We start from the raw sequence: 12998 nt of genomic DNA, 5'->3' as shown, positions 1-12998 counted from the left end.
GCTTTCTGATACATCAAGAATGTAATTTCAAATTTGTCAGTACCACCAGCGTTGGCGGGTGGGATTCAACTCAGGAAAACCTATGCCCAGGAAGCTCTTTGCGTTTCGACTTCTGGTGCTCATGATTTGCTTGAGCATTTTTGGCTGGTTACAGTCAGTCAGCTTCTGCTTTGCTCAATCTGACCCTCAGTTAGACCTCCCAACCCGAGCCAATATCACTCCTTACAGTGCTATAGCCGCGCCCGAATGGGACGCTTTGTTTGATCGGCAAACTGGCTGGACTGGGGCCGATGGGATTTATTCGATTCCAATTTCTGGTGATGAACGTCCCGGCACGGCTGGCAACACCACGACATTTTGGGTCTTTAGCGACACGTTTATTGGTTCAGTCAACACGCAAAACCAGCGAGTCGAAGGCAGCACCATCATTCGCAACACCAGTGCTCTGCTCTCTGGTGGTCTGCCCAATCCAAATCAAATCCAATTTTTGTGGAAGACTTCAAACACGGGTGTCGCTTTGCCCAGAGTTGTACCCAATACCTCAGCTTCACACTGGTTCTGGCCCAATGATGGACTGGTCGTCAATGGCAGGCTGTATCTGTTCAGCCTGCGAATGAAACCCGGTGGCAGCGGCGTGTTTAATTTTGCAACGGATGGCATTTCCCTGTTGAGTGATTCGGTGGCCAATCTGGCGGATCCGTTTCGTACCTACACCCAGGTGGATACACGGTTGTTTCAAGCCGCAAGTGGTGCCCAGGGCGAACTGGCCTTTGGAATGGCGGTGATGCCCAACACCACGATGGCCGGTGCCCCGCGTCCAGATGGATACCTCTATGTGTATGGCCTCAGAAACGACCCCGGCAATAAAAAACTGGTTGTCGGACGTGTCAAACCAGACAAAATCGCTCAATTTTCACAATATCGTTTCTGGAATGGCCGAACCTGGGTCACGACCTTCCGTTCGGCGACACCGGTTGCATCCCGGCTTTCGTCAGAATTTAGCGTCACACCACTGGCGGATGGCCGCTATCTGCTGGTGTTTCAACTTGATACCTTGAGCAATACAGTGGCGGTTAGTTATAGTAATAGTCCAGCCGGACCGTGGGGACCACCAATTCCAATCTGGACCTGCCCGGAAACGACACTCACCCCCAACATCACAACCTATAATGCCAAGGCTCACCCACATCTTTCAGCCCCCGGTGAGTTGCTTATCAGCTACAACGTCAACACATTTTCCTTTGCCGAACACTTTGCCAATGCGGATATTTACCGGCCACGGTTTATCCGCCTTCCACTCCCTTAAAGAAGTGAAGTTCTTGTCTATGAAGAAATTGATCCTGTTTCTTGCTTTGTCGCTGATCCCATTGCTCCCTCAATCAGTCCGTGCCGGAGAAAAAGTGACCCGGCTGGAAATCAAAGTTGAACCCGGAACTCGCATTCGCCCACTGGAAACCGCTGTGATCCAGGTGCGGGTCTTTGGTGAAGTTGAAAAAAAGGACAAGGAGATCCTGACCGGGCGGTTGAAAAAGACCGGCGCCAAAGTGCGCATTGTCAGTCGTGACGGCGGATGGATTTCGAAAGAATTTAAATACCAGGGCACCGATGATGGGCCGTTTGTCAGCGGCGAGAACCGGTTTTTTCAAGTGCTCAACCAGGCCACGATCCAGGATTGCTTTCTCTATAGCGCACCGGACCGACCTGGACGCTACACCATCGAAGCCTCACTGGACGGAAAGACCGCGACCGTGGTGATGGATGTCAGCACGAGCGCCCAGGCTCGGAAACCAGCCGAACGCCAGGAGTTTCGTGATGAACGAGCTTCGCGGGATTCCTATTTTGAACTGGCCGAACACTATGCCCCTTTTGTCGCCCAGGAAACCTGGTTTCAACCCAAAGCTGATTACATTACCCGCTTTGACTATGACGGCGACTGGCGTGGCGACAACAACTGGGATTCGCTGGATCAGGGCACGTCACAGGCATATGTCTACTACACGGTGATGGAAACCGAAAGCCACTGGTTTGTGATCTATAACCTGTTTCATCCTCGTGATTATTCAGACACCTGCATTGCCGGTAGCTGCCACGAAAATGACAACGAAGGGTTAATTCTGACCGTTGCCAAAGATCGAAGCCAGTTTGGTCGCCTTCAAGCCATGGAAACGCTGGCTCACAACAATATTTATTCATTCCGGGCTGATAGCCAGGTTCGGAACGGATTTCACGATATTGACGGCGAAGTTGAACTGTATCAGGGGTCGCATCCGGTGATTTTTATCGAATCCGGCGGACACGGTGTGTATGGCAGCCAGGGCAAAAACTCGCGGTATTCGCTTTCGAATGACACGTTTTCAACCGGAACCGGGGTGACCTTTGTCTATCGCGGACGGGCTGAGCGCCCACGCCACGCTAATGACCGCGAAGTCGGATATGCCCTGCTCCCAATCTATGAGGAGTGGTGGGAACGAGCCAATTCCAATGCCGGGCGCGAAGACCGAACCTTTGATAAATACTATGCTTATCAGCCATTTGGAAATCGTCCACGCCCACAGATAGATCAAATTGCCGGGTCGTTTTATGGACGCAAAGAAGCTGCGGACAAAGCCAAACCATTCTGGGGCTGGGAAGACAAAGCCACCAAGAAGAAAAACCTGCTTGCGGTTGGCCAGTGGGGACTTGATCCGGCCTATGGTGCGCGCAACAACCTCAGCTTTCCCGACCAGTCGTCATTTTCGCTCGAATATATTTACAATCCCTTCCTTGGAATTGATCGGCGGTCATCGGCTTCGCGATACCAGCCAGACCGAAGCGAGCGTCCGCGCACAACTACCGGAGACACTCGCCGCCGTTCGGATGATGATTGGGACGACGAACCCGTTTCCGGACCCAATGACCGATTTTCCAGCACTGACCGGAATCGGGACCGCGATGGACGAACCAGCCTCAATCGGAAACGATGCGACCTGAAATTTTATGTCAGTGGGACCGATGATGTGGAAATCGAAGTTTCAGGAAGCGAACTCTACAGCCCCCAGGAACGCCGCCGGCAATTCCGCAATGCCGATTCTGATTTTCGTGACCCGTTGCCGCGCTTTGAAGTTTCAGGTTTCACGGTCAAGCAGCGAGAAGGCTCAGGCCGGGTCATTCTGCTTGAAAAACCAAGCCGCGAGAACAACTATACCGCTCGCCTTCGAGTCACCCCGGCGAGTCGCAGCGAAGAGTTCTACTTTGTGCGGCTCAAATGGGAAGAATAAGAGGAATGAAGAATTGAGAATTGAGAATGAAGAATTGAGTGCTTGGTACTTAGTACTTTGGAACCAATACTTTCCAAGAATCAAGAACTAACCGCGAACCACTCATTGTTTTCTGCATTCTTCATTCCCCAAATTTCGCCCAAAATACCGATCTTGTCCTCAGTTTTGGTCACACAGGTGGTTGATTGAGCCAGAGCCAAAGGACGAAAAGGACATAAAGGACATAAAGGACATAAAGGACATAAAAGACAGGTTGGAAGTCAGGTTCGTGATTGCGAAGGCTCAATTTCGGTGAATTTCGATTCCACTCAATGACTTGGCCGCTTTTTGGTCACGAGGTGTGTCCCGACCTGGTCGGTACTGATTTTTCAGCAAAGTGGTGCTATTTTGGGCGAAATTCAGGTCATTCTCAATTCTTCATTCTCAATTCTTCATTCTTCATTCTTCATTCTCAATTCTTCATTCTCAATTCTTCATTCTGTCTTATGCGTCATTCAATTCTTGTCGAAGCTTTTGGTGGACCAGAACAACTCAACCTCGTGGAAGAAGCCTCACTTCCACTCGGAGAAAACGCGGCCAGGGTGGCAATTCGGGCGATTGGGGTTAATCGTGCGGATGTACTCTTGCGAAGCGGCGCCTACCATGGCGCCCAGGTGCCGGCCAGACCTGGCATTGAAGCCAGTGGTGAGGTCGTCGAGTCAACTTCGGCCAGTTTCCCGGTTGGCAGCCGGGTCGTGATTTTTTCAAACCGAACGGGCCTCTATACAACGGAAACGGTGGCACTGGAACAACATATGGCGTTGATTCCAGACGGGACTTCGTACGAACAGGCCGCTGCCTTACCAATCAACTGGCTCACCGCCTGGTATTGCATCCATTCACTCTTAAAACTCCAGGCCGGAGAGACAATCCTGATTCCAGCCGCCGTGAGCGGTGTCGGACATGCCGCGATTCAGATTTCCCGCCAAATCGGAGCCCGGATCATTGCCAGCGCGAGCAGCGATGAAAAACTGGCGATGGCGCAGCAACTTGGCGCGGATGTGATGATTAACTACACGAGTCAGGATTTGGTGAGCGCTGTTCGTGAAGCCACCGATGGCAAAGGCATCAATACCTTCCTCGACGCCGTTGGAGGCAAAGTCTTTGCTCAGGGGCTCAAAGTCCTGGCACCGTTTGGCCGCGTCGCCGCCCTGGCCAATGTCACGCTGGAAGACAGCCTGATCAACACGCGCGATTTTTACCCGAAAAATGCAGCGATTTTTGGCTTTCAGTATGGAAACCTGCTGGCTTCCGGGCGCTACCTTCCCAATTCGGATATGTCGCATATCCTGCGATATGTCGCGGAAGGAACCTTCGTTCCCCACATTGCCCAGACATTTTCACTCGCAAATGCGGCTGATGCCCATCGCGAACTTGAAAGCCGAAACGTGATGGGGAAATTACTGCTGATTCCATAAGGATTGAAGGCTGAGGGTTTGGGCTGAGAGAAAACCAAATTTTTTGGGTAAAGGATCACTCCAGATCATCGAGGGTTTGCCCAAGTTGGCACATCTGGTTTTCGCCCGGATGGGCGCCGGAAAATAGCCGGTGGTCGCGCTGCTTTGAGCGCTACCACCGGGTCACCGCCCAATTTCACGTCGCGCCCGGATGGGCGCTGGAAAAAATGTTGAGTTTTTTGCCAGGAAACAGGCTGGTGAAGTATGGTTTTTCTAAAGCGAGTCGTCATCGAGAATTTCAAAAGCATCGCCTTTTGCGATGTTGAGCTTGGCCCGTTGACTTACCTTGTCGGACCAAATGGAGCGGGAAAGACGAACTTTTTGCAAGCTTTGCGATTTGTTTCCGCTAGCTTGCAATATTCACTAAATGAGGTGGTTAAAAGAAGAGGTGGTTTTTCGAGTTTATTGTACTCATCTCATGGCCTCTACGAATCATTTCAAGCCCCACAACCCAACCGAATGCTTGGCATACGGTTGGAGTTTGCTTTTCCATCAGGCCAAACAGGACATTATGCTTTGCGTTTAAAATCAAAGGTTACTCCAACGGCTGATTTTCAGGTTCAGGATGAAGAGTTAGTACTGTCACCTTTTCCTAACCCACCTGGCCAAACAGAGATTTTCTTTCGCGCTCATAAAGGGAAGATAATTCAAACTAACCTTGAACCGCTTTTTCAATGGTCTCCTTCTCAGGTTACTTCCTGGACTCCGATTCCTCCCCAAACATCTTTATGTTTAATAGGTTTATCCGGATTTGAACCATTTCGCCAAGTTTATACGGCGCTCACTCAAATCAATCTATATGATTTTGATAACCTTTTTGAAATAAGGCAAATCCAACAATTAACCAACAGCTATCCGTTGAGTATGAACGGAGATAATCTTGCAAGCATCATCAATTTTCTTGCTCATGAATATCCACAAATAAAAGAACGTATTGAAAACTACCTCAAAGCTGTTGTCCCATCAGTTCATGGGATCAAAGTAATACCTTCAAGTACTCTTTTCCCCGGCACATCAGTTATACACGGCTTTCAGGAAGCATTACTGGTCTTTGAACAGATTCCACCAAATGGCCAAGCGGCTCAAAAGTCTGCCTTTGCAGCCTCAGCAATGTCAGATGGAACATTGCGAATCCTTGGAATCCTGACCGCTCTTTTTCAAACTGGCCCCCACCCAGTCAATGTCGTTTGCATTGAAGAACCTGAGCTTTACTTGCATCCAGCCGCTGCAGCAGTCCTGCGCGAGGCAATGGAAGAAGCTAGCCTCACGAAACAGGTCATCGTCACCTGCCACAGCCCTGACATTCTCGATGATCACACCGTGAATCCAGACTCAATCCTGGCGGTTATCTCTGACAAAGGTGCTTCTCAAATTGGTCACCTCTCACAGGCAGGGATGACTGTTCTGAAAGATCACCTCTTCACTCCGGGTGAACTCCTTCGAATGGACCAGCTTACCCCAATAATAGCGGTGGCTGACACCAGAACCAATCTTTTTGATCTCGGGGTCGAGGCACAATGATCTGTATCAGTTGCATTGTTGAAGGAAAAGGAGAAGTTGTCGCCTTACCGATTCTGATCCGCCGGATTCGAGAACGGATTGATCCTGAGTTGTGGGTTGATGTGCCGCAGCCAGTCCTAACTGATCGTTCGAAAATTGTTAGACAAGGTCAAATTGCTCAAAGTGGAGAATTTGAACGAGCACTCCGCCTGGCCATTGCCAAACTGAATGGTCCAGGTGCCATTCTCATTTTGCTTGATAGTGACGATGATTGCCCGGCTCAACTTGGTCCAGCATTGCTCCAAGAAGCCAAACGACTTCGGACTGATGTGCCAATCGTGACTATTTTTGCACACCGCGAATATGAAGCCTGGTTTCTGGCGGCGGCTGAATCATTGCGAGGTATCCGTGGACTTCCTGGCAATTTAGAAACACCGCCAGAACCTGAGTCCATCAGAGGGACCAAAGAATGGCTCACCAAACGCCTTCCCTCTGGTCAAAAATACAGCCCAACAGTTGATCAGGCAGCACTTACGGCGCAGTTCGACCTCGAATTAGCATTGGAGCGATCTGCTTCATTTCGAAAACTTTACCGTGATGTGGAATCTCTTTTGAACCAGCTTCGAAGCTAACTTTCAATTGAAGGTTATGATGAAGATCTCTGTTCCTGAAAAACCGTGGTTTCGTTTTTTGTTCGTCTGGAGTCTTCTCCTTACGCTCGGATGTGGAATATTTTCCAGTGATGGGTTTGGCCAAACTGCATCTCCCCCAGCTCTCTCGCGTGATGAGCAGTGGCGCCAGGATGTGCAGTTCCTGGCCAAAGAACTCCCGGCGCGTCACAAAAATCTCTTTTTTCACCTCAAAAAAGCCGATTTCAACCGATCTATTCAGCAACTGGACAAAACACTTCCAAAGCTGTCGGATGATGAAATCAAAGTTGAGCTGATGCGAATTGTGGCTTCAGTCAATGATGCGCACACGGATTTCAATCCGCAGTTTAAAAAAGTGCTTCCATTGGCGCATCTGTGGTTCAAAGATGGGTTGTATCTGTTGCGGTCCCCAGCAGAACATCAGGCATTGCTCGGCTGCAAACTAATCCGAATTGGAAATACACCGATTGATCAGGCGTTCAAACTGGTGAAACCATTGATTTCATATGAAAACGACCAGTGGCTCTTGACTGAAAGCCCTCAGTATTTGATGAATCCAGGAATTTTAAAGGTCCTCAAAATCATTCCGGATGACATCCGAGCCAGTTTGACCTATCAGGATCGTCAAGGACAAACGCACACCGTTGAAATCAATTCGGTTGAGAAACTTGACGGAATTTCCTGGGTTCAGGCGCTGGATCCTGAAAAACGTGGCGCCCCGCTTTATCGGCAGAAACAACAACTCAACTACTGGTTTGAATATCTAGCTGAGTCGAAAACGCTGTTTGTCAAATACAACCGCTGCCGGGATATGGATGACCTGCCCTTTGCCAAATTTAATCAGGATCTCTGGGCTTTTGCTGACCAGCACCAGGTAGATCGGCTGGTGATTGATTTGCGGCACAATGGCGGCGGGAATTCAGTGATTTTCCGGCCAATGCTGGAAGAAATCAAAAAACGAACTGCCATCAACCAGCCCGGACGGCTCTTTGCCATTATTGGTCGAGGAACGTTTTCATCCGGGTATTTAAATGCACTTGAGTTGCGACAACAAACCAAAGCCACGATCTTCGGAGAGCCAACCGGGCAAAAACCAAATGCCTTCGGTGAAGTCAAATCGTTCAAACTCCCCAATTCCGGCCTTGAAGTTTCCTATTCGACCAAATACTTCAAGACTTCGGACAAAGACGAACCTTCGATGCTGCCGGATGTTGATGTCCGAACCTCAATAGATGACTTTTTAAATGCCCGTGACCCGATCCTGGCGGCTATTTTAGCCAAATAATTGTGGAGTTTGGAGATAAGTCATCGTCAAGTCAGTACCACCTGCGTGAGCGGGTGGAAGTTGAAAGCAACCAGACCCACCCGCTCACGCAGGTGGTACTGACTTTATTCCTCTCTCAAATCCCGAGTCGGTCCCGCTTGATGTGCAGCCCTTTGCGAGTAATCCCCAATTCACGGGCGGTTTTGGAAATGTTGTTCTTATTGCGTGCCAGCGTTTCGGTAATGATCTGCTTTTCGACCGCGTCCATAATCTGAGCCAGTTCCAGACCAGGCGGAAACTCAACCCGGATGCTTCCATCTGAACGACTTGAACCAACGGTGGCCGATGTCACCGGTTTGAACGATGTAATTTCCGGAGATAACATTCGGGGCGTAATAAGCTGTTTATCTTCGGTATAGGCCACCATTCGCTCCATTTCATTGCGAAGTTGGCGAATGTTGCCCGGCCAGTTGTAATTCTGGAGCATAAAGGCAGCGCCTTCCGAGAGTTGCAGGTCTTTTTTGGCCCGGCTAGCCAGTTCTTTCAAGAACCGCTGGGCGAGCGGCAAAATCTCTTCGCGACGTTCACGAAGCGGTGGCACATCGAGCCGAATCACGTTGAGCCGGTGAAATAAATCTTCGCGAAAATTCCCTTCAGCGACCTGGGCCTCCAGATGGCGGTTGGTCGCGGCGACAATACGGACCTTCACTTTGATCGGACGGTCTTCGCCTAAGGGCTGGATTTCGCCTTCCTGAAGGAACCGAAGCAATTTCGGCTGGACCTCAAGCGGGAGTTCCCCAACTTCATCCAGAAACAAAGTTCCGCCTTCAGCCGCTCGAATCACGCCGCGCTGGTCGGTGACCGCACCCGTAAAGGCACCCCGGCGGTGGCCAAAGAGCCGGCTTTCAAGCAGTTCAGGAGCAACGGCAGCACAATTGAAGGGAATGTAGACGTTATCGCGCAGATCACTTTCGACGTGGATCGCTTTCGCCAGCAACTCTTTACCAACGCCAGATTCACCCGTGATGAGCACATTCATCCGGGTATGCCGGATGCGCACAATTTGATCAATGATGGCCCGCATTTCACGATTGACAATCATTAACTCGGGAATTGATGTCAGAAACCGTGGTTCATCTGAATTTTCCGAGACATCCGGGGCAAGCGAGCTTTCCGCAATTTCCTGATCAAGATATTGTTTGGCAAACTGCAGAACCCCCTGCATCACGGGCCATCGCTTCCAGACGGTCTCATCCGACCAATCAAGCGATAACACCTGGCCCACAGCTTCGTCGAGCAACGTCAGGGCCTGGGCTGAATCTCCAAATTCAAGGGCCGCCTGGCCAGAAATCACCTTTTCACGAATGCGGTCAAATGACTCGGAACGTGAAGGAAAACGCATAAATTTTTAAGGGTAGAAACAGACTTTTTTGAGGTTTAAAATCCAAGAAGGGAGCGCGTAAACATACCACACCCAATGAAACGTGTGCGATACTTTTCCCAACACCATTCCCCCTCTCAACAACCAGACGAATCATAAAAAGATCATTTCATTGAAAACAAAGCATTTACTCTCTTCATAATTCATAATTCATAACTCGTATATCAATGGTGACATCATGCGCAATCAACTGCGGCGACTTGCCTGCCTGATCCTTGTCTTTTTTTCAGGAATGACCGGAATGGTTGCTCCACTTTCAGCCCAAACAGCGAAGCTTTCAATTGCCTCCCACCATGCCCAAATCCAGGAAGCCATGGCGCGTCGCACCTACCAGGTTGCCATCCGCCTGCTTGATGAATTGAAAAAAGCCGAGCCGGAACTGTATCAGCTCAACAATTATGAGTATTTGCGCGCCCGACTGGCTGACTGGACAGGTGATGGGGCAACAGCGATTCAACTCTATCGCACCGTGGCTGAACAAAAGAATAAATTATCCCCGTTTGCCATGCGGCACCTGGCTGAACTCCAGCACGAGCGCAAAGACTTCAAAAACGAACAGGTGTACTGGCAATTGTTGCGGACCTCCTATCCGAATAGCCCGGCGGTGAAAGGGACGCTGGGGAAACTGGCTGAAAGTTATGAGCACAGCGGCAATTACCGCGCTGCCGCCAGCGTGTACCAGAATATTTCAACCACCGACCGCGAAATTTTGGGAAAAACGGCAATCGCACTGCGCAAAGCGGATAAAGCCGATGCTGCCCGATTGATTTTTCAACGCCTGCTTCAAACCGGGAAAGATGACCAGGCCCTGCTGGCGGCTGAAAACCTGGACGAACTCGGCGGCGAAACACTCACTGAAGCTGACCACCTCGCTCGCGGACGACTGTTTCTCAAAAATCGCCACGCGGAAGGGGCAATTCGCCACTTTCAGACCATCGTCCGACAATACCCGGCCTGCAAACAAATGCCCGAAGTCCTGTTTGGAATCGGACGCGCCCACTACATTTCAGAACGCTGGGATGAAGCCATTACCTGGTATGACCGCGCGCATCGTGAATTTCCCAAAACCCCGGATGGTGAACTGGCTTTTTACCAGCTTGGACACGCCCATCAAAACGCTGGCCGGGCGCGTGAAGCCGTTGCCCAGTATGAAGCCTTTATTGCGGAGTACCCAAAGAGTGAAACCCTGGGCGGTGCCCACTTAAATGCGATTGATACCCTTCGACTGGCCGGAGATACCACGGCGGCGCTTGACTGGTGCGCCCGCACGGAAACACGACTGTCAACCGAAGTAGCCGGAGTCACAGCCAAATTCCTGCGAGCCAAAATTCTGATGAATTTGAACCAGTTCCAGGCGGCGCTCAATGTCTTAAATCAACTCCAAAATGAGCCGCTTGGACGTCGGGCACCGGGTGCAACCAACCGGGGCGAAGTGAACTTTCTGCGCGGCTATTGCCTGGAGCAACTCAAGCAATATAGTCCGGCGATTGACGTTTACCTTGGGCTTCCAGACGAACGAAATCAATATTATGGCCAGCGGGCCACCGAACGCCTGATGAACTTGCGGGAAACACTCAAAGGCAGCGCGGCCAATGAATTCAGCAAACGATTGACGACCTTGCTGGCCACGGCCCGAACGGCGAGCACGGCAGGACGCTATGGGGAAGCGAAATACGCAGCCCACCAGGCGCTCCGGTTGACAACCGACCTGGCCACCCAGCGTGAATTGTTTCGGCTGCTTGAAACCTGCTATCGCAACCTGCCCGACTATGCCCGAGCCTGGAATTACCAGCTTGTTCCTGTTGGCCGGAATGTCATCACCAGTGCCAGCAACACTCCAGTCCAGCGTGATTTAGGTGATGAACTTTGCTTTTTGGGCCTGTTTGATGAAGGTATTTCCGAACTTCCAGCCCCACGGGTCAAAGCAGGTGGGAATGACAACTGGAATTATTCACTGGCGGTGTACTCTAATCGGGGAAATCGGGCCTGGCAGGCCATTGATTACGCCGAACGGGTTTTTGGGTCACTCCCGGCTGATTTTCGGCTCGAATTGATGCCTCGCGATGTGGCCGAATTGCTCTATCCCGCGCCGTACCGTCCGGCAATCCTCAAAGCTACTCGCCCACGGCAGGTTGATCCACGGCTCCTGCTGGCGATTGCCCGGCAGGAATCGCGCTTCCGTCCGTGGGTGAAATCAGCCGCCGCCGCACGCGGCCTGTTTCAATTTATTGATTCGACCGCCGATCAGATTGCCGCTCAACTGAAACTCGATACCTACTCGCGAGATGATTTGTATGAGCCCAAATATGCGGTGTTGTTTGGCGCCCAATACGTTTCAAACCTGTTTAAGCAGTTCCCTGGCCACCCACAGGCAGTCGTAGCCTCATACAATGGGGGTGAAGCCGGTGTCCGGCGATGGCTGCAACGGGCTGGAAGTGACGACGTAGACCGGTTTACCCCCGAAGTCGGGTTTGCTGAAACCAAGGATTACGTCTTTATTGTCATGAACAACTACGCCGCCTATCGCCAACTCTATCAACGTGATCTGACCGAGCCAGAAGCCAGCCAGTCGGCTTCGACAATCCCACAAACCCGGGATGAAACAGCCAGTTCCCAGCTTCACGAACTGGCGATGGCACTGGTCGAAGGCGGCGCAGTGGCGATCTTGAAAGAACACTAAAATAAAATCCAAGCCATTTCTAACCACGAAATACACGAAATACACGAAAAGAATCAAACACTTACAAAATTCAACCGCTCAGCAACCTTAGGGCACGGTACACGTCTGGAGTGCGGCGGCTTAACGCCACTTTGCACTCGAACAGCCTCCTTTTTATTTTTTTGAACACGTTCAAAAAAGTTATTGACACTGGTCTTCGAACGGCGTACTCTCTTTTTTGAACACGTTCAAAAACAATCTTCAAAGAGGTAGCTGTATGAACATCATTGTAATGACCTACCTGACCTATCTGGTCCTGAGTATTATTTTGACAATTTGGGTTGCACAAACGCTCCACAAAAACGGGCGGGTTTTTCTGGTGGATGTGTTTCACGGCAACACCGAACTGGCCGACTCAGTCAACCATTTGCTCGTGGTTGGGTTTTATTTGATCAATCTGGGTTATATCAGCCTGGCCCTTAAACTGGGGTATCAAGTTGACAGCACACAAGTTGGAATCGAAGCCTTATCGTCAAAGATTGGAACAGTGGCGATTGTCCTGGGTGGAATGCACTTCTTTAACCTCTACATTTTCAGCCGGTTGCGGCGACGGGCGATGCTCGACAACGTTCCTCCGCCAGTCATGCCAGATGCCTGCATCAACTGCCATGAGGTTTAACAGGACAACAAAAAGGACAAAAGGGACAAAAGGGACAAAAATTTGAAACCCT

Annotated in this window: 9 protein-coding genes; 8 read left to right on the top strand and 1 reads right to left on the bottom strand. The window is 50.6% G+C overall.

The genetic code is table 11. From position 1 onward, the window contains the following. Positions 1-82 precede the first annotated feature (82 nt). From HY774_13285 to HY774_13260, 6 genes are all read left to right on the top strand, one after another. Positions 83-1306, top strand: coding sequence for a DUF4185 domain-containing protein (locus HY774_13285; protein ID MBI4749457.1), 1224 nt, complete (start codon positions 83-85; stop codon positions 1304-1306). A gap of 19 nt (positions 1307-1325) precedes the next feature. Continuing rightward, on the top strand, positions 1326-3257 hold the full coding sequence (locus tag HY774_13280) for a hypothetical protein (GenBank protein ID MBI4749456.1): 1932 nt from the start codon (positions 1326-1328) through the stop codon (positions 3255-3257). A gap of 485 nt (positions 3258-3742) precedes the next feature. After that, a complete protein-coding gene (locus HY774_13275) occupies positions 3743-4714 on the top strand; it encodes a zinc-binding dehydrogenase (GenBank protein ID MBI4749455.1) in 972 nt (323 codons plus the stop codon). Positions 4715-4957: 243 nt separating this feature from the next. Then, complete coding sequence (locus HY774_13270; protein ID MBI4749454.1) at positions 4958-6274, top strand: AAA family ATPase; 1317 nt, start codon at positions 4958-4960, stop codon at positions 6272-6274. Then, complete coding sequence (locus tag HY774_13265; GenBank protein MBI4749453.1) at positions 6271-6885, top strand: DUF4276 family protein; 615 nt, start codon at positions 6271-6273, stop codon at positions 6883-6885. Before HY774_13270 ends, HY774_13265 begins: the two co-directional genes overlap by 4 nt. Positions 6886-6901: 16 nt before the next feature. Beyond that, a complete protein-coding gene (locus tag HY774_13260; protein ID MBI4749452.1) occupies positions 6902-8188 on the top strand; it encodes a peptidase S41 in 1287 nt (428 codons plus the stop codon). Between the two features lie 115 nt (positions 8189-8303). On the opposite strand, the gene HY774_13255 is transcribed toward HY774_13260, so the two are convergent. Then, positions 8304-9569 carry a sigma-54-dependent Fis family transcriptional regulator gene (locus HY774_13255; protein MBI4749451.1) on the bottom strand — a complete coding sequence of 422 codons (1266 nt, stop codon included), beginning with the start codon at positions 9567-9569 and terminating at the stop codon, positions 8304-8306. Between the two features lie 217 nt (positions 9570-9786). Here HY774_13255 and HY774_13250 point away from each other — a divergent pair, with 217 nt between their 5' ends. Then, positions 9787-12288, top strand: a complete 2502-nt coding sequence (locus tag HY774_13250) for a transglycosylase SLT domain-containing protein (GenBank protein MBI4749450.1) — start codon at positions 9787-9789, stop codon at positions 12286-12288. Positions 12289-12544: 256 nt separating this feature from the next. Beyond that, positions 12545-12946: a hypothetical protein gene (locus tag HY774_13245; GenBank protein ID MBI4749449.1), complete on the top strand. Its 402-nt coding sequence runs from the start codon at positions 12545-12547 to the stop codon at positions 12944-12946. Positions 12947-12998: the final 52 nt, after the last annotated feature.

It is taken from the genome of Acidobacteriota bacterium (assembly GCA_016208495.1).
GTDB lineage: Bacteria > Acidobacteriota > Blastocatellia > Chloracidobacteriales > Chloracidobacteriaceae > JACQXX01.
The sequence above is the reverse complement of the archived record's forward strand: the minus strand, read 5'-3'. Positions and strand labels throughout refer to the sequence as shown.

Bases quoted from the DNA above. Each gene is read 5' to 3' on its own strand.
- HY774_13285 (MBI4749457.1), top strand. From the start codon at position 83: ATGCCCAGGAAGCTCTTTGCGTTTCGACTTCTGGTGCTCATGATTTGC.
- HY774_13280 (MBI4749456.1), top strand. From the start codon at position 1,326: ATGAAGAAATTGATCCTGTTTCTTGCTTTGTCGCTGATCCCATTGCTC.
- HY774_13275 (MBI4749455.1), top strand. From the start codon at position 3,743: ATGCGTCATTCAATTCTTGTCGAAGCTTTTGGTGGACCAGAACAACTC.
- HY774_13270 (MBI4749454.1), top strand. From the start codon at position 4,958: ATGGTTTTTCTAAAGCGAGTCGTCATCGAGAATTTCAAAAGCATCGCC.
- HY774_13265 (MBI4749453.1), top strand. From the start codon at position 6,271: ATGATCTGTATCAGTTGCATTGTTGAAGGAAAAGGAGAAGTTGTCGCC.
- HY774_13260 (MBI4749452.1), top strand. From the start codon at position 6,902: ATGATGAAGATCTCTGTTCCTGAAAAACCGTGGTTTCGTTTTTTGTTC.
- HY774_13255 (MBI4749451.1), bottom strand. From the start codon at position 9,569: ATGCGTTTTCCTTCACGTTCCGAGTCATTTGACCGCATTCGTGAAAAG.
- HY774_13250 (MBI4749450.1), top strand. From the start codon at position 9,787: ATGCGCAATCAACTGCGGCGACTTGCCTGCCTGATCCTTGTCTTTTTT.
- HY774_13245 (MBI4749449.1), top strand. From the start codon at position 12,545: ATGAACATCATTGTAATGACCTACCTGACCTATCTGGTCCTGAGTATT.